Source organism: Thermodesulfobacteriota bacterium (assembly GCA_026415035.1).
GTDB lineage: Bacteria > Desulfobacterota > BSN033 > BSN033 > UBA1163 > RBG-16-49-23.
Map to the genome: position 1 here is coordinate 25,391 of JAOAHX010000001.1, position 17,438 is coordinate 42,828.

Consider the following 17,438-nt stretch of genomic DNA (forward strand, 5'->3'; position numbering starts at 1 on the left):
GGACTTCCCCCTCGGAACGTCCCTCTCGGAAAAAGATCCCCCCATCGAACAAGATCAGGGTTTCAGCTGATATCTTCCCTCCTTCACCTCGTACTGGTAGGCCACTCCCTTTCGGTAGAAGAGATCGCCGGGTCGAAGGAGATCGGCCGCCACCAGCTCTTCCAGTTTCTGAGGGTACGAGCCCTTTTCCAGGTAAAAGATCTCCAGGGCCATCTTGATCCGTTCGACCTGGGCTCGATGGACATAGAGGGCCGGGGCTCCGAAGTTCAGCCGCTCGATCTTGGAATGCCATAGGAAGTCCAGAAAATCGGGTTTAAAATAGAATAGGACCAAGAAGACCGATCCGAAGAAGACGCCATAATAGACGAAGGCCAGGGCCTGCCGGAAGGGGATCTGTCCCACCTTTTTGAGGAGGCTCGGCGCTCGGACCCCCACCTCTTCGATAAATCCCATCTCCTTGAGCCCAACCAGAATCTCGCTGGCATTAAACCGCCCCAAAAGGGAGCGGTCGATGATCTCCTGGACCGTCCTCTGGCCGTCCACCAGATTGAGGATCAACTCCTGCTCCGAGGTCAGTTTCTGTTTCATCAAGCCTTGAGGAGGGAGGACCTCCATCATCTTCTCCTCCGCCCTCGGAACTTTCCGGAAGACGAGATAGGGCGAGTAGATCTTCTTTTCGATTTCCGACCATTCGTCCACCATCCGGAGGATGTTCAGGAGAACCTGCTCCGTGCTCAGGGCAAAGGGGATCTTCTTGTAACTTTCGACCAATTTGAGATCAAAGTTGAACGTCCCGTCCTCCCACCAGAAGAGGTCATAGATCGTCTCGTAAATTTGCGTGGTGATCACCTTCAGGATATCCTCCTTGGACAGGAGGCCGAGCTCCACCAGGATCTCCCCGAGATATTTGAGGGTCTCCTTCTGAATTCTCAGGACCCTCTCCAACTGCTCCTCCGTGATCAGCTGGGCCTTGACCAGGATCTCTCCGATGAGGTCCTTCTTTCCCCGGTAGTTCGAATAGACATGGACGATCATCCCGTCGACGAAGGAAATCTCCACCAGGTTGTTCCCCCGGCGGATCTTGAGAACGCCCGTCTTCAACTGTTGACCGATCAGCTGGATGACTTCGGTGATGCTGAAATCTTTTAGCGTTCCTTGAAGGGCCATGAGGGCCTCCCTCCTACGATTCGGGGATCTCGAATTCCGGTTGTTGCCTGGCCTCCCGCCGGTAGGAGAGCAGATAGAAGATCACGAAGAGTCCTCCCCAGAGGAGGCCGCTCCAGGAGAGCGGCGACCCAAGGCCAACCCCCGGAACCAACCCGATCCACTGGAGAAATTTTAAGAGGAAGATAAAATGGAGGGAGAGCAGGAGGAGGGCCGGCAGGGGATAACCCCTCCAGAGGTCACCGAACCCGACAAAGACGAAAGAGAGAACCCTCGCGGCCAATCGATTCTGTTTTTGGAAGGCCATGGCCTGGAGCCTCTTCTTCTCCATCATTTTGGGGTGAAGCTTCTCCTTCTGGACGAAGAGGCGATAGCAGTTGAAGCAGACGAAGGACTGCTCTTTGCTCTCCCAGTTTCCCAGGTAGAATCGATGGGTGGCAACCCCGCACATTGGACACCGGGTGAGAAAACGCTTCGCCCGGGTGTACCTCGTCATGGCGATGAGAAAGGCCAGAAAAAGGATGGGGGCCAGAAAGGGGAGGACGGAAGGGACCTTCTCGAACCATGCCTTGAAGAGACGGTAGAGAAAACCCTCTTTCCCCACATACTCTTCCCAGAACTTGGCCCATAAATGGGAAGGGCCGAGGACCTCGTCGACCACGAACCGATTCATATTCGTGGGTTCTATGGTAGAATAAAACTGGACCAAGTCGGGATCCAATTGTCTGGCCTTCTGGAAGGCCTTATCCGATCTCCCGGAGAGAAACGTCTCCATCGAGTAAGCCCGATAAAGATTGTAGTAATAGGACCCCTTTTTGGGATCGAGTTCGATGGCCCGCTGGTAGGCCGCGATCGCTTGCTGAACTTGCTTCTGGGCCAGGTAGACATTGCCGAGGTTGGAATGGGCCTCGCTCATTTCAGGGTCCCGTTCGATGGCCCTCCGGTAGAATTGTTCCGCCTGCGGGTACCTTCCCATCCTCTTCTCGATCAGGCCGAGGGTAAAGAGGACCTTTGGGTCTTCGGAGTTGGAGGACTGCCAGGCCCTCAACTTCTCTTCGGTCCCCCGATCCCAGTTTTCATGGTTTCCCTCGTTGACCTCCAAGAGGAGGTCCATGGCCGGCCCGTTCAGATAGGAAGAGGAGGTGCGGAGGAAGAAAGGGAGGTAGACGAGAAAGATGAGGAAAAGGACGAGAAAGGGCCTTTCTCGCGCGGAAAGATATCCCCACAGAAGGATCGACCAGTAGAGGAGGGCCCAGCTCACTTCCATCCTGAGAAAGAAGGGGATGAAGAGGACGATGATCTTCAGGCCGTTGAGGACGAGATTGGAAAGCTCTTGGGAAAGGTTCCTCCGGATATCGGCGGCATAGAGAGGGAAATACTTCCAGAGGAGGACGATGCCGAAGAGGAGGAAGGCCATGAGGATGGCATGGGCGATGAGGGAGAAGGCATGATAGGCGAACTGGAAGGAGGCCGGGAAATTCCTCGTCTTTGCCCGGAGGCCCCTCCAGGCTTCCAGAAGGGCCTCGTGGATAGCAAAGGGCCGGTGTTTAAACCGGGCCCGGGCCAGCTCGAAATAAGGTTGGGGGAGGTCCGGTGAGAGTTTGCTGGCATAAGTGGCCAATTCGACCGCCTTGGACAGATTGCCCTGCCTTCGCTCCTGGCCGGCCAGCCTCGTGAGGTAGAGGGAAAACGTCGTCAGATTTCGAACCCCTCGATCCAGTTTCCATTGATAAACCTGGTCCAACTCCCTTTTGCCCAGGGAGCCGCCTTTCGAGGCCCCTGTCTTCGAAGGCCCCCATCCCATCTCTTTCAGATTGAGGATGGGCTCGGCCGATGTGGAACTCTCGGCCGCAAAGAAGGCTCGGGACAAGGGGATGGTCTCTTCTTTGAAAAAAGGGCCGAGGGCATAGAAGAGCGTGGCCAATAGGATGAAGAGAAGCAGAAGGATCCTTTTCAATCTCCTGTCCTTTCCTTCCTCAACCCGATCATCTCCCCAGAGCTATTCCAGCCGATAATTCGGGGCCTCTTTGGTGATGATGACATCATGGACGTGACTCTCTCTCAACCCCGAAGACGTGATCCGGATGAATCTGCCCTTCTGCTGAAGCTCCTCGATGTTCCTCGCCCCGAGATATCCCATGCCCGCCTTGAGCCCTCCGACGAGTTGATGGATGCAGAAGGAGAGGGCCCCGCGATAGGGCACCCGGCCCTCGATCCCTTCCGGGACCAGCTTGGTCTCGCTCTCCACTTCCTCCTGCATGTACCGATCCTTGCTCCCCTCCTTCATCGCCTCCAGCGATCCCATGCCCCGGTAGACCTTGTAACTTCGCCCTTGATAGAGCACGATCTCTCCGGGGCTTTCATCAGTCCCGGCGAAGAGGTTCCCGATCATCACCGAATGAGCGCCGGCGGCCAGGGCCTTCGTGATATCCCCGGAATATTTGATCCCTCCATCGGCGATGATCGGAACGCCATACTTTTTGGAAATCTCGCTCACCTCCAGGATGGCCGAAAGCTGCGGGACCCCCACACCAGCCACGATCCGAGTGGTGCAGATCGACCCGGGTCCGACCCCCACCTTCACCCCGTCCACGCCCGCCTTGATCAGGTCGATCATGGCCTCTTTGGTCGCGATATTGCCGCCGATCAGCTGGCAACGGGGGAAGTTCTTCTTCGTGTCCCGGATGGCCTCCAGGACATCTTTCGTGTGGCCGTGGGCCGTATCGATGACCAGGACGTCGAGCCCTGCCTGGAGAAGGGCCTCCGTCCTCTTCTCTCGATCCTTTCCCGTGCCGATGGCGGCCCCGACCCGTAGCCGACCATGGGCATCTTTACAGGAGTTGGGGTATTTTCGCATCTTTTCGATGTCCTTGATGGTGATGAGGCCCCTCAGATTATTATGCTCGTCCACCACCAGAAGCTTCTCGATCCTGTTCTTGTGGAGGATCTCCTTGGCCTGTTCGAGCGTCGTCCCCACGGGTGCGGTGATGAGCCGGTCACGGGTCATCACCGTGGAGATCTTCTCGTCCAGCCTCTTTTCGAACCGGAGGTCGCGGTTGGTCAGAATCCCCACGAGCTTTCCCTCCTTGGTGATGGGAACGCCCGAGATCCGGTAGGTCTTCATCACCTCGAGGGCCTCGTAGATCTTTTGATCGGGATGCATGGTGATGGGGTTGAGGATCATCCCGCTCTCCGACTTCTTCACCTTGTCGACCTCTCTGGCCTGATCGGCGATGGAGAGATTCCGGTGGATGATCCCGATGCCGCCCTCCTGGGCCATGGCGATGGCCGTCCTGGCCTCGGTCACCGTATCCATGGCCGCGCTCACAAGGGGGATGTTGAGTCGGATCTCCCTCGTCAATTGGGTGCTCACATCCACATCTTTGGGCAGGACCTCGGAATAGTTGGGAACCAGAAGGACGTCGTCGAACGTGAGGTACTCCGGAAATTCCTTCCGATGGGGTTCCATCTGCGCTCTTCTCCTTTTCGAAGACGTACTCTCATATATCAGACGCCATCCGCTTTGTCAACCAGAGGCCACCGATCCGAAAATGGGGGCGCAGGGACTCCTCCTTCATCTTCCCATGAGCAAGAGGAGGTTGGCTTTGCGAGGGGGTCGCTCCACCAGGAGGATCGGATCTCCCTTAATTTGTTAGAGAGGGCCCGATAAAACGGTTCGAGGCTCTCCGGCTTCAACGCCGAGATCGAGACGGCGTCGTAGCGCCTGCAGAGGGCCTTCACCTCTTCCGGGTCGAGTTTGTCCTCTTTGTTCAACACGAGGAGCCTTGGAATCCCACCCAGCCCCAGGTCTTCGAGGATCCTCTCGACCGCCTCGATCTGCTCTTCGAGCCTCGGGCTGCTGATATCGGCCAGGTGGATCAAAAGATCCGACTCCCGAAGCTCATCGAAGGTGGGTCGGAAGGCACCCATCAGGTCCTTCGGCAGGTCCTTGATGAAGCCGACCGTATCCGTGATCACCACCTCGGTCTCTCCGTCCTCGAACAGAACGGCTTTCTTCCTTCGAATCCTTCTCGTTGCCGTGTCGAGGGTGGCGAAGAGTTTATCCTCCATGTCGAACTGGCTTTCGGTGAGGAGATTGAAAAGGGTCGATTTGCCTACATTGGTATATCCCACGATGGAGAAGATGGGAACGCCGCTACGCCTTCGAAGCGCCCGCCTCTGGGCACGCTGCCGGCTCAGGGCCTCCAGCTCCTTCTCCAGGAGATGGATCCGATCCCTTGCCCTCCGCCGGTCGATCTCGAGCTTGGTCTCTCCAGGGCCTCGGCCGCCGATCCCTCCGGTCAATCGCGAAAGGGCCAAGGTCTTTCGGCCGAGCCTGGGGAGGAGGTATTTGAGCTGGGCCAGCTCCACCTGCGTCTTTCCCTCCCGGGTCTTGGCCCTTTGGGCAAAGATATCGAGGATGAGCTGGGTGCGGTCGATCACCCTCAGCTCCGTCAGGTCCGAGATCGTAACCATCTGGCCGGGGGTGAGGTTCTGGTCGAAGATGATCAAATCGACACCGGTTTGCATGCATTTCAGGACAAGCTCCCTCAGCTTGCCCTCGCCCATCAGCGTGGAGGTCGAAAACGTCTGGGGCCTCTGGATGATCGCATCGATCACCTGAAGGCCACTCGATTCAGCAAGGGCCTTTAACTCCTCCAGGGACTGTTCGATCGCTTCCCTTCTGGCTCGGCTCACCGAAACGAGAATGGCCTTGTCCTTCGTCTCCCGGGTCGAAAAGGCCCTCTGGCCCTTCTGAAATTGATCCTCGAGAGACTGAATCCATTTCAGGAAGTCGAGATCCAGCTGCCTTAGGGGAGAAGGGGGGGGAACCTCGAAGGCCTTCTTCTCGGGATTGTCCGGAAGCAGATGGGCCAAATGAACCCTCTCCTCCCCCTTTCGGAGATCGGTTGAAAGGGCGACCATCATATCGAGCCTGAGAAGGGCCAGGTCGGTGAAATCCTCCTCGCTGAGAGGCTCCCCTTGCAGATGGGTATGGATGAGCCTCAAGCCCCTCAACCTCGGGATTCCGATGCGATATCGCGAAAGGTCTGGGATGGTGATGCCTCGATGGTCTCCGATCATCACCATCTCGACGATCCCCTTTCGGCTTACGAGAATGCCGATCTGTCGTCGGATTTCGTTCGAGAGGTCGAGCAGGAGGCGGGCCGTTTCAAGGGTCACGACCCTTTGCGGCGGGATCCTTCTCCGGTAGATATGTTCGATCCTTCGGATCTGGCTGGGTTTTAAACCGACCGTGTTCCCGAAGACCTTGGGAATAGGCGCTTCCTCCGTTTCCAATTTTAATATGCCTTCGGAATCAAGTCAATCTTTCCCCCACCGCCTCCCACCTCGGTGATCGACACAGAGAGGTCGAGGAACTGTTCAAGAACCCAGAGGTTCGTCCTCAGGTGATCGGTCACCCGGGTGGTAATCAGGGTCGATCTTTCGGAACAGAAGGCCATAAAAGGGACGATCTGATCGGCCAGGTGGGGATCGGCGGTTCCCTCGGAGCCTAAATAATCTTTCAACTCCCCGACCGCCTCGTCGGCCACCTCCTCTGCCCTCTTCCCCTTTCTTCCAAGACCCGAAAAGCCGGCCTTGATCCCCTCGAATTCGCAAACGAGAAACAGAAAAGAGCCCTGGCCAGGGGACGGCACGTCCGATCGGACCTCGATTTCGGCCTTAAAACCCAATTCTTCCGCTAACCGGGCAAGGGCCCTTCCTCTTTGGCGTTCAGCCACATGGGCGGGTAGGTGGGAGGAGGCTGAAAGCCCATAAATCCTCCTCAGCGAACCCCGATCCGTCAAAGAGAGGGGGGTTAAGGAGGAGGCCGGATGGACCTTCACATCGACCTCTCCTCCCCCTTTTGGATACCAGCCCCAACGTTCGATCCTCGCATCAACCCCGATCCCCATCTTCCTGAGCAGGGGGAAAAGGATCTCCGTCAGATAGTGAAAGGGAGGGCTCCAGGCAACATGCGTCCCGCCCCTTAGCTTTAAGAAGGAATCTCCTTGGCAAAGGCAGAGGGGAAGGAGGAGCGATTGGAGCAGAAGGGTCACCGATCCCGCTGTCCCGATATCGAACTGATAATGGCCCGGGGTGATCTCGCCGGGGATGAAAACGATCCGGTCGGAGCCGATCTTGACCCCTTCGGTCTTTCCGCGGGTGATCTCCGCCAAGGCCTCGATGCCCTTGAGGTGTTGGGCTTGAAGACCCGGGTTCTTCCGGCCGGCTCGAATCCTGAAAACGGTCACCGGTCGGTTCAAGATCGCAGAACAGGCCAGGGCCGTTCTCAGGATCTGACCTCCCCCTTCCCCATATGCGCCATCGATCTCGACCATCCCCTCAGGACGCATCGCTTTCCCCCACTGCAATGGTTAGGACAGGCTTCCCCTCCCGTCCGAAAACATTTTAAAGACCTTTTCCCAAATTTCAAATTTTGTGTTAATAAAATTTCATCCCACGTCTTCCTGCCCTGACGGAGAAGAGACATGGCGGAATTGGTCATCGTAGGCTCGGGTACGGGAATCCCTTCCTTGAGGAGGGCCTCGCCTTGCCTCCTCTTGCTCTCAAAAACGCTCAGGATCCTGATCGACACCGGCCCGGGCTCGCTCAGGCGGTTGCTCGAGGTTGGGGTCACCTACCAGGACATCGACCTCCTCCTTTACACCCACCTCCATCCCGATCACACAGCCGACCTGGTTCCGATCCTCTTCGCCTGCAAATACGGGGAGTCCCCCCGTGTGAAAGACTTGACCCTCTTCGGCGGTCCAGGCCTCAAGACGTTCTTCGAGAAATTAGAGGAGCTCTACCATCCTTGGATCTCTCCTCAGACCTACCGTCTGAAGATCAAAGAGGCCTCCTCCCAACCCTTTTCCATCGGAGGGATGAAGATCCTTTCGGCGCCCATGGCCCATCTTCCGGGGAGCCTCGGCTATCGATTCGAATGGGACGATGGAAAGGCGCTCGTCATCTCCGGCGACACGGACTACTGCGAAAGCCTCATCCGCCTGGCCTCGAAGGCCGATCTGCTCGTCCTCGAATGTTCCTTCCCCGACGAGAAGAAGGTCAACGGCCACCTCACCCCCTCCCTCGCTGGCAGGATCGCCAGGGAGTCCGGCTCCAGGCGGCTCCTCCTCACCCATCTCTATCCCATCTGCGACCAGCACGATATCTTGACCCCATGCCGAAGGGAATTTCCGGGCGAGGTCTTTCTTGCGGAAGACCTCCAGAGGTTCACCCTGTAGGGATTGACCAACCATTTGACAAGGCAAGGGGGTTTAAGGTATTCTCTCAACAGAGGGCGTGATGAGATTGAAACGACTTCTTCGGGTGATGATTCCCGTTTTATTGCTCCTCTTCGGGGCCTTCAAGGACCTCGGGGTCGAGGCTCAGGAGAAGGCCCCTGTCTTTGTCATCGAGGTCGACGGGATCATCAACCCCGCGACGTCCAAGTTCATTGTCGAGTCGATCGACCAGGCCGTCGAAAAAGGGGGACAATGCCTCATCATCCAGCTCGATACCCCGGGCGGACTGATGGAGTCGATGCGCCTCATCGTCAAAAAGATCATGACCTCGCCCATCCCGGTCATCGTCTACGTCTCGCCGAGCGGAGGGAGGGCGGCCTCCGCAGGCGTCTTCATCACGATGGCTGCCCATATCGCGGTCATGGCCCCCGGCACCCACATCGGGGCCGCCCATCCCGTCTCGTTAGGGGAAGGGAAGGAGAGCAAGGCCATGAGCGAAAAGATCGTCAACGATACGGTTTCCTATATCAAGACGATCGCCAAGACCAGGAACAGGAATGCGGATTGGGGGGAAAAGGCGGTCCGAAAAAGCGTCTCCATCACCGAGGAGGAGGCCCTCAAGCTGAATGTGATCGACCTCATCAGCCCCGATCTCCAAGACCTCCTGGCCAAGATCGACGGAAAGGTCATCCGATTCGATGGCGTGACCCGGACCCTCATGACCAAGGGGATCAGACCCAGACCTCTCCAGATGAGCTGGCGGTATCGATTCCTCGATATCATCTCCAACCCTTCCATCGCCTACATCCTTCTGATGCTCGGGATCTATGGCATCTTCTTCGAACTGTCCAACCCCGGATCGATCCTTCCGGGGGTGGTCGGGGGCATCTTTCTCATCCTGGCCTTCTATGCCCTCCAGATGCTGCCGATCAGCTATGCGGGCCTGGCCCTCATCCTCTTCGCCATCATCCTTTTCATCGCGGAGATCAAAGTGGTGAGCCACGGCCTGTTGTCGGTAGCGGGGATCATCTCGCTCTTTCTGGGCTCCCTGATGTTGATCGAATCGCCCACCGATTACATGAGGATCTCGCTGAGCGTCATCATCCCTGCCGTGGCGGTCAGCGGAGGGTTTTTCATCTTCGCCGTCACCAAAGCGATCAAAGCCCGCCTGACCAAACCGACCACGGGGAAAGAAGGGATCATCGGGGAGACAGGGGTTACGGTCACCCCTCTCACCCCTGAGGGAAAAGTGGCCATCCACGGGGAGTTCTGGAAGGCCGAATCGGAGGAGCCCATCGAGGCGGGTGAAAAGGTTCAGGTCGTCGGCATCGACAATCTCGTGCTGAAGGTCAAAAAACTCTAAAAGGAGGAGAGTCCATGGGGAGCGTGCCAGGATTGCCGTCGGGATTGTTCTTTCTCATCGTCTTTCTGGTGATCTTAGCGGCCTCGGCCATCAAGATCCTCAGGGAGTATGAACGGGGCGTCGTCTTCCGTCTCGGTCGGCTGATCGGCGCCAAGGGGCCGGGGTTGATCTTCATCATTCCCGGGATCGATAAAATGATCAAGGTAAGCCTCCGAACGGTGACGCTCGACATCCCACCTCAGGACGTCATCACCCGGGACAACATCTCCATCAAGGTCAATGCCGTGGTCTACTTCCGGGTGATCGATCCCAACCGGGCGGTCACCGAGGTCGAAAACTACCTCTATGCCACCTCCCAGCTGGCCCAGACCACACTTAGGAGCATCGTGGGACAGTTCGAACTGGACGACCTCCTCTCGCGACGGGACAAGATCAACATCCAACTTCAGGAGATCCTGGATTCCCATACCGATCCCTGGGGCATCAAGGTCTCCTTGGTGGAAACCAAGGGGGTAGACCTCCCCGAGGAGATGCGAAGGGCCATTGCCCGTCAGGCGGAGGCGGAGAGGGAGAGAAGGGCGAAGATCATCCATGCCGATGGCGAGTACCAAGCCGCTGAAAAATTGGCCCAGGCAGCCAATGTGATCGGCGCCAACCCCGCCGCGCTCCAATTGAGGTTTCTCCAGACCCTGACCGAGGTGGCCACCGAGAAAAACTCCACCACCATCTTTCCGGTCCCCATTGACCTTCTGAAACCCTTCCTTGAAAAGAAGTAGAAAGGGGGGCGATTCAAGGATCGCCCCCGCCTCTTCTATTTTCCAATGCCCAGTCCACCTTGCTCCAGATCCCGTGGAGGATCCGGACCTCCCGTTCGTCCAGCTTGCTCCTGCCGAAGAGGCGTCTCAGGGTCCTCATCATCCGTTTTGGATGCTTCGGATCCAAGAAGCCGATCCGAATCAGGGTGTGCTCCATGTGGGAAAAGAGTCGTTCCAATTGCTCCGAGGTGGCCAGAGAGGGAGGGGGTCTCCGAAACGTCCCCGACCATTGAAAGAGTTCGTAACAAAAGATCGCCACGGCATGGGAGAGGTTGAGGGAGGGAAACGATTCAGAGGAAGGGATCCTGGCGAAGAGATGGCAGAGGGAGAGCTCTTCGTTGGTCAGCCCCTCCCGTTCAGAGCCGAATACAATTCCGATCAAGTTCCTCTGGGAAAGCGGAGCCAGACGCTTGGCCAGCTGTCCGGGACTTAAAAGGGGCGTCCTCTCTTTCCCCTCCCGGCAGGTGGTCCCCACCACACAAGCCATCCCTGAGATCGCCTCCCCCAAGTCGGGAAATTCCTCGGCCCTCTCTAAGATCTCCTCGGCACCCGAGGCCAATTTAAAGGCATTCCGATGGAGGGGGGAGGCCCCGTTGACAATGGCCAGCCGGCTGAGCCCCATATTCTTCATCGCCCTGGCCACGGAGCCGATGTTCTCAGGAAATCTTGGCCTCACCAGGACGAGGGTGATTTGGTCAAGCACGATTCGCTGCCCCATCCTTCAACACCCGAGGGTCCGGATGGTCTTGACTATCCCCCTTTTTTATCTTAATTTCAAGCCCTGATCTTCATCTCATTGAAGAGAGGGCTTTCGATCCATGGAGGTTCCCTTTTTCGATTTGACCCGACAGTACCCGAAGATCGAAAAGGAGATTCGATCGGTCCTTGACGAACTCTTCAAAACGCAGCAATTCATCCTGGGCCCCCAGGTCGAGGCCTTCGAAAAGGCGATCGCAAGCTACTGTCACGTCCCATATGCAGTGGGCGTGGCCTCCGGGTCGGATGCCCTTCTGCTCTCGCTCATGGCGGTGGGCGTTGGGCCGGGGGACGAGGTGATCCTTCCTCCCTACACCTTCTTTGCCACCGCAGGTTCGGTCTCCCGGCTCGGGGCCACCCCGGTCTTCGTCGACATCGATCCAGAGACCTTCAACATCGACCCATCGAAGATCTCCGAAAAGATCACCCCGAGGACCAAGGCCATCCTTCCGGTCCATCTCTACGGCCAGTGTGCGGATATGGACCCGATCCTCGAACTGGCCCGGAAGAAGGGTCTCTTTGTGATCGAAGACGCGGCCCAGGCCCTCGGCGCGGAATATCTCCCCAGGCCCGATCTCCCTCCCCGAAGGGCGGGTTCCATGGGACATCTGGGCTGTTTCTCCTTCTACCCCACGAAGAACCTCGGGGCCTTCGGCGATGCCGGGATGGTCGTCACGGACGATCCAGGTCTGGCGGAGAAGGTGAAAATCCTGAGGGTTCATGGAAGCCACCCCAAATATTATCATCGGTGGATCGGAATCAACAGTCGTCTCGACACGATCCAAGCCGCCATTCTACTGGTGAAGTTCCATTACCTTGAACAATGGACCGAAGAGCGTCAGAAGAGGGCGGAACGTTATCGAGCCGGGCTTCAGGAGGTGGCCTCCCGCGTGGAGGGGTTTAGGCTACCCGCCATTCAATTTAAGAACCGGCACATCTTTCACCAATATGTGATTCGAGCCCCCTTGAGGGATGAGCTCAAAAAGTTCCTTTGGGAGCAGGGGATCGGAACGGACATCTACTATCCCCTTCCGCTCCATCTCCAAGAATGTTATGCTTCTTTAAACCATCGAAAGGGAGACTTTCCTGTCTCGGAGAGGGCCTCCGAAGAGACGTTGGCCCTCCCCATCTTTCCGGAACTCACCGAGGCGCAGCAGGAGAGGGTGGTGGAGGGAATCGTCACTTTCTACAGGAAGAAGGGGATGTGGACGGGATGAGAAGACGCTCCGATGCCAACTTGGAAGGCCTCATCGAGAAGATCCTCGAAAAAAGAGCGCTCGTCGGTGTCATCGGCCTCGGCTACGTGGGCCTGCCGCTGGCCGTCGAGTTCTGTGAGGTGGGGTTCCATGTCATGGGGTTCGACACCGACCCCCAAAAGGTCTCGGCCTTAAAAAAGGGGCAGAGCTATATCCGATCGGTCCCATCGACCCAGATCGCCTCCTACCGGAAGGAGGGCCTGTTCAACGCCACCGGAGATTTCGGCCGCCTTTCGGATCCCGATTGTCTCCTGATCTGCGTCCCGACCCCCCTCACGGAGAAGCGGGAACCCGACCTTCAATACATCGAAAAGACCACGGAGGCCATTCGAGCCTGTCTGCGAAAAGGGCAGCTTATCGTCCTGGAGAGCACCACCTATCCCGGGACGACCGAAGAGCTGCTCCTTCCGAGGCTGGAGTCGACCGGGCTCAGGGTCGGAAATGACTACTTCCTCGGATACTCCCCGGAGAGAGAAGATCCCGGGAACAAAAGCTTCACCACCTCCAAGATCCCTAAAGTCGTCTCGGGGGTCACCCCCTCCTGCAGAAAGGCGGTGGAAACTTTATATGGTCAGGTCATCGAGAAGATCGTTCCGGTCTCCTCCCCCCGTGTAGCGGAATTGACCAAGCTCCTCGAAAATATCTACCGAAGCGTGAACATTGCTTTGGTGAACGAGCTGAAGATGCTCACCGACCGGATGGGCATCGACATTTGGGAGGTGATCGAGGCCGCCAGCACCAAACCCTTCGGGTTCACCCCCTTCTACCCCGGACCTGGGATGGGAGGCCATTGCATCCCGATCGATCCTTTCTATCTCTCCTGGAAGGCCCAGGAGTACGATTTCGCCACTCGATTTATCCTGCTGGCGGGAGAGGTCAACGTCAGCGTGCCCTATTTCGTCGTCAATAAGATCCAGGATGCCCTCAACCAGCGGAAGAAGAGTCTGAAGGGGTCCAAGATCCTCATCCTCGGGGTGGCCTACAAGAGGGACGTCGACGATGCCAGGGAGTCGCCCGCGCTGGCCATCATGGATCTTCTGAGGAAAAAGGGGGCATCGCTCCTCTACCACGATCCCTACATCCCTGTCTTGCCCCCCTTCCGGAGGTATTCCTTCAACCTCCGTTCGGCCCCGCTGACCCGCTCCCTTCTCCAGCGCGTCGATGCGGTCGTCGTCATCACGGATCACACCTCGATCGACTATGAGTGGGTCGTCGCCCACGCGCCTCTGACGATCGATACCCGAAACGTCACCGGAGGTTTCAAACGGTGGCAGCACAAGATCGTCAAGGCCTAATCGGACCTGAACCGGCTTCGCCAATCGTAATAGAGAAAGAGCTGGGCGTAACCCGCATAGGGACCGAAATGTTCCCGGACGAAGACCTCCAGCTCCCTCGGGCCGACCTCCCTCCCCTTAAAATAGAACCTCTGAAGACCTTTTCTGATCCACGTATCGATGGGAAAGGCTTGGAGGAAGTCGAGGGAGTAGAGGAGGACGCAGTCGGCGATCTTCTTTCCCACCCCGGCGAGGCCCAGAAGCCTCTGCCTCGCCTCCTCGTAGGGAAGCCCTTTCAGTCGAAAGAGATCGGCCCGTTCAACGGTTTGACCGATCTTAAAGAGATAGGCCTTGCGGAACCCGGCCCTGACCTCATCAAGGGAGAGGGAGGCCCGGAGCCTCTCGGGGTCTGGAAACCCATACCCGACGAAGGACCCATAGGAGCCTTTCTCTCCGCAGGCCCTGCACAGGGACTCGATCAGGCAACGGATGTGGCCGATCCGTTTTGCCGAAGAGAGTAGGAAAGAGACCAGACATTCCCAAGGGTCCTGCCGGATCAGCCTCAACCCTGGATATCTTTTGATCGCCCCACGGATCAGGGGATCTACGTCGATCTCTTTCAGAAGGGATGGCCGGTCTTCATCAAGCCTAAAAAAATGGACGAGAAAGGACTCCTCGACGCCCTCGTAATAAAGGAGATCCCCCTTCTGCCGGATCGAAAAGATCTGGTCCGAAGCCTGGATCAAGTAGGCCTCCCCGTTCTTGACAAAACGGAAGAATTGGCCGCACTCCAGGCTATCTTTCAGGGAAAAATCCTCGACCCTGAGCCTTGAGGTCATGGCCGTCTTGAATGGGGAGGCCGGATGAGAGCGAGGGCATAGGCATCGAGATTGAAGTACTTTTGGGCGACCCGGTGGACCTCATCCCGGGTCACTCTCTGGATCTCCGCAGGATAGCGCAGGTGATGTTCGTACCCAAGGCCTAAGAGTTCATCGAGACCCATCCGGCTTGCAAAGGCGCCATTGGTCTGGAGCCCGATCTCAAAATTGCCGATGAGGTATCGCTTGGCCCGCTCCACTTCCTCTTCGCTCAGGCCCTCCTCTTTGATCTTCCTCAACTCCCGGAGGATGCTGGAGATGGCCGTCTCGACCTTATCGGGATGGGTTCCCAGATAGACGCAGAGATAACCAGGGTCGAGGTTGACATGGCTGACAAACGATAAGGAGTAAGCGAGGCTCTCCTTATCCCTCAGCTGGTAAAAGAGCCTCCCCCCCATCCCCGAAAGCGCTGCATCCAAGACGTCGAGGGCATAACGTTCCTTGCCCAGGAGGGTGCCGCCGTGAAAGCCGAGGATCAGATGGGCCTGTTTCGATTCCCTCACCATCTCGGACCTCCTGACCCCGACGAGCGGGGGTTCCTGGGGCACCTCAGGGGGCACAAAGGGGATCTTCGCAAGCCCCCCAAACTCCCTCTCAAGAAGGGCCACGGTCCGGTCGACATCGATATCGCCCACCACGGTGATGACCATATTCCCGGGGAGGGCCATCCTCCGGTAATAGGCCATCATATCATCCCGGGTGATCCTCTGAACCGATTCGATCGTCCCCATCTTGTCCAGGCGATAAGGATGTTTCTGGTAGAGGACCTTTCGGAAGAGCTTAAAGGCCATCCGATCGAGATCGTCCTCCTCCATGCGGATGGAGGCGAGGAGGGAGCGCCTTCTCTTCTCCATCTCGCCGGCGTCGAAGCTTGGCTGGCGGATCACCTCTCCGAGGAGGGAAAGGGCCTCCTCGAGATGTTGACTTAAAAAGGTGAACTGGAGCCCAAAACTGTTATACCCGGAGAATCCGCTCAGGCTCCCCGCCATCCTCTCGACCGTCTTTGCGATTTCGAGGCTTCCCCGTCTCTCCGTCCCCTTGGTGAGCATCACCGAGAGAAAGTGGTTTATCCCGTTGTTCGACTCTTCCTCGAACCGGACGCCGGCCAGAAACGTCAGGTAAACCGAGACGATCGGAAGATGTCGGTTCTCCATGAGGACGAGGCGGATCCCGTTTTGGAGGACGACCTTGGTCGGCTGGCCGGGTTTCTTCTCCTGGATCGAGGCCAAAGGTTCTTTTCTTCTTTCGACCAGGCCGGGGAGGTCCACCCCCTTCAAGGCCTCGGCCTTTTCTTCCGGCACCAAGAGACTGAGGCTCCATCGCGAGGGGACGAAATATCTCTTCGCGATCCTCTGAAGGTCTTCGCTCTGGAGAAAACGGAGGCGGCTCAGGTACTCCCTTTCGAAGGCGAGATTGCCGGTGTGGGCCTCGTAATAGCCCAATTTCCTCGCCTGGCCCTGGACGGTCTGGCGATCGTAGATGAGGCCGCTCTCCAAGTTGACTTTTATCCGGTAGAGCTCTTCAGCCGTCGCCCCTTCTTGGAGGAATCGCTCGATCTCCTTCAGGATCGCATCGACCGCCTTCTCCACCTTCTCGGCCTGAAGGGTCGCCCCGATGAGAAAGAGGCCAGGATCCTTAGGGGCATAGGCCGAGGCCGAAATGGAGTGGACCAGTCCCAATTCAAGCTTCACCTTCTGGACCAACCGGGAGGTCTCCCCGCCTCCGAGGAGCTGTTCGATCAGCTCCAATCCAGCCATATCCTCGTGGGTGAAGGAGGGGATGGGCACGGCCATCTGGAGATAGACCTCCTGAAATCTACCGTGCGTCAGCTTCACCCGGACCGCCTTCTGCTCAGGCTCCCTCGATCTGGATGGGAGGGGGGCCGAGGGGCGGCGGAAGGTCCCGAAGGCCTTCCGGACCCACCGTTCCATCTCGGCAGGGTCGAAATCGCCCACCGCGACCAGAAAGATCCGGTCGGGGGTATAAAATCGGTTGAAAAAGGCTACCATCTGTTCCCGGGTGATCGCCCTGATGGTCTTTTCGTATCCGATGATCGGCCTTCCATAGGGGTGATGTTCGAAGACAAGGGCCATCGTCTGTCGGAAGAGCCGCCTGCCGGGGTCGTCTTCTCCCATCCGAATCTCCTCGAGGATAACCTCCCTCTCTTTTTCGAGTTCCGAGGGATCGAAGACGGAATGCTGAATCGCATCGGCTAACACATCGAGGGCGGTCCCGGCATAGCGACTAGCGATGGTGATGTAATAGACCGTGTGGTCATAGGAGGTATAGGCATTGATCGAGCCGCCCAGAGATTCGATCTCCCTCGCCATCTCTCCGACCCCCCGGCGTTTCGTGCCCTTGAAGATCATGTGCTCGATGAAGTGGCACATGCCCGCCTCTTCCTCCCGCTCATCGGCACTGCCCACCCTCACCCAGAGTTGAAGGGAGACGACTGGGACGGTCCGGTTCTCTTGAAGGATCACCTTCAGCCCATTTTCAAGAAAGAACTGGCGGGGTAGCTCCTGGGCGTGGACCGCAGGGAGAAGTTGAAGGAGGACGAAAACCGTGATCGCAACGGAAAGGAGAAAACGTTTGGGCCTCATGGAAATCCCACCTCTCCAAAATTATAAACGAGTCAAATTGGAAAAGAAAAGGGCGAAGCGCCCCGCGCATCGCCCTTTT

13 protein-coding genes are annotated in these 17,438 nt (G+C 57.5%); 5 read left to right on the forward strand and 8 right to left on the reverse strand.

What is annotated here, in order from left to right; genetic code table 11:
* Positions 1 to 54: 54 nt before the first annotated feature.
* The 5 genes from N3G78_00095 to rtcA are packed head-to-tail and all read right to left on the reverse strand — an operon-like array spanning position 55 to position 7,523.
* Positions 55 to 1,167 (reverse strand): DUF4388 domain-containing protein, encoded by a 1,113-nt coding sequence (locus N3G78_00095; protein ID MCX8116315.1) that lies wholly within the window; start codon positions 1,165 to 1,167, stop codon positions 55 to 57.
* Positions 1,168 to 1,180: 13 nt separating this feature from the next.
* The gene (locus N3G78_00100) at positions 1,181 to 3,121 is read right to left on the reverse strand and encodes a tetratricopeptide repeat protein (GenBank protein ID MCX8116316.1); all 1,941 of its coding nucleotides are present in this window, start codon (positions 3,119 to 3,121) and stop codon (positions 1,181 to 1,183) included.
* A gap of 42 nt (positions 3,122 to 3,163) precedes the next feature.
* Entirely contained in the window at positions 3,164 to 4,633 is a 1,470-nt protein-coding gene (gene guaB / locus N3G78_00105) for an IMP dehydrogenase (protein ID MCX8116317.1), read from the reverse strand.
* A 38-nt stretch (positions 4,634 to 4,671) separates the two neighbouring features.
* Positions 4,672 to 6,465 carry a GTPase HflX gene (hflX, locus tag N3G78_00110; protein ID MCX8116318.1) on the reverse strand — a complete coding sequence of 598 codons (1,794 nt, stop codon included), beginning with the start codon at positions 6,463 to 6,465 and terminating at the stop codon, positions 4,672 to 4,674.
* A gap of 2 nt (positions 6,466 to 6,467) precedes the next feature.
* Positions 6,468 to 7,523 carry an RNA 3'-terminal phosphate cyclase gene (rtcA, locus tag N3G78_00115; GenBank protein MCX8116319.1) on the reverse strand — a complete coding sequence of 352 codons (1,056 nt, stop codon included), beginning with the start codon at positions 7,521 to 7,523 and terminating at the stop codon, positions 6,468 to 6,470.
* Positions 7,524 to 7,658: 135 nt separating this feature from the next.
* On the opposite strand from rtcA, the gene N3G78_00120 reads away from it, so the two are divergent.
* The 3 genes from N3G78_00120 (at position 7,659) to N3G78_00130 (ending at position 10,553) form a co-directional block, all read left to right on the forward strand.
* Positions 7,659 to 8,414 carry an MBL fold metallo-hydrolase gene (locus N3G78_00120; GenBank protein ID MCX8116320.1) on the forward strand — a complete coding sequence of 252 codons (756 nt, stop codon included), beginning with the start codon at positions 7,659 to 7,661 and terminating at the stop codon, positions 8,412 to 8,414.
* Positions 8,415 to 8,475: 61 nt separating this feature from the next.
* Positions 8,476 to 9,777 (forward strand): nodulation protein NfeD, encoded by a 1,302-nt coding sequence (locus N3G78_00125; protein MCX8116321.1) that lies wholly within the window; start codon positions 8,476 to 8,478, stop codon positions 9,775 to 9,777.
* Positions 9,778 to 9,791: 14 nt separating this feature from the next.
* Positions 9,792 to 10,553 carry a slipin family protein gene (locus N3G78_00130; protein ID MCX8116322.1) on the forward strand — a complete coding sequence of 254 codons (762 nt, stop codon included), beginning with the start codon at positions 9,792 to 9,794 and terminating at the stop codon, positions 10,551 to 10,553.
* 13 nt (positions 10,554 to 10,566) lie between these two features.
* Here N3G78_00130 and N3G78_00135 read toward each other — a convergent pair whose 3' ends face one another.
* The gene (locus N3G78_00135) at positions 10,567 to 11,310 is read right to left on the reverse strand and encodes an RNA methyltransferase (GenBank protein ID MCX8116323.1); all 744 of its coding nucleotides are present in this window, start codon (positions 11,308 to 11,310) and stop codon (positions 10,567 to 10,569) included.
* Positions 11,311 to 11,410: 100 nt separating this feature from the next.
* Here N3G78_00135 and N3G78_00140 point away from each other — a divergent pair, with 100 nt between their 5' ends.
* Positions 11,411 to 12,565, forward strand: a complete 1,155-nt coding sequence (locus tag N3G78_00140) for a DegT/DnrJ/EryC1/StrS family aminotransferase (GenBank protein MCX8116324.1) — start codon at positions 11,411 to 11,413, stop codon at positions 12,563 to 12,565.
* Positions 12,562 to 13,899 (forward strand): nucleotide sugar dehydrogenase, encoded by a 1,338-nt coding sequence (locus N3G78_00145; GenBank protein MCX8116325.1) that lies wholly within the window; start codon positions 12,562 to 12,564, stop codon positions 13,897 to 13,899. The genes N3G78_00140 and N3G78_00145 overlap by 4 nt, the downstream gene beginning before the upstream one ends.
* On the opposite strand, the gene N3G78_00150 is transcribed toward N3G78_00145, so the two are convergent.
* Together N3G78_00150 and N3G78_00155 are read right to left on the reverse strand one after the other, a co-directional pair.
* Positions 13,896 to 14,717, reverse strand: a complete 822-nt coding sequence (locus N3G78_00150) for a DNA-3-methyladenine glycosylase 2 family protein (GenBank protein MCX8116326.1) — start codon at positions 14,715 to 14,717, stop codon at positions 13,896 to 13,898. The genes N3G78_00145 and N3G78_00150 overlap by 4 nt on opposite strands.
* Entirely contained in the window at positions 14,714 to 17,359 is a 2,646-nt protein-coding gene (locus N3G78_00155) for an insulinase family protein (protein MCX8116327.1), read from the reverse strand. Before N3G78_00155 ends, N3G78_00150 begins: the two co-directional genes overlap by 4 nt.
* Between the last annotated feature and the right edge of the window lie 79 nt (positions 17,360 to 17,438).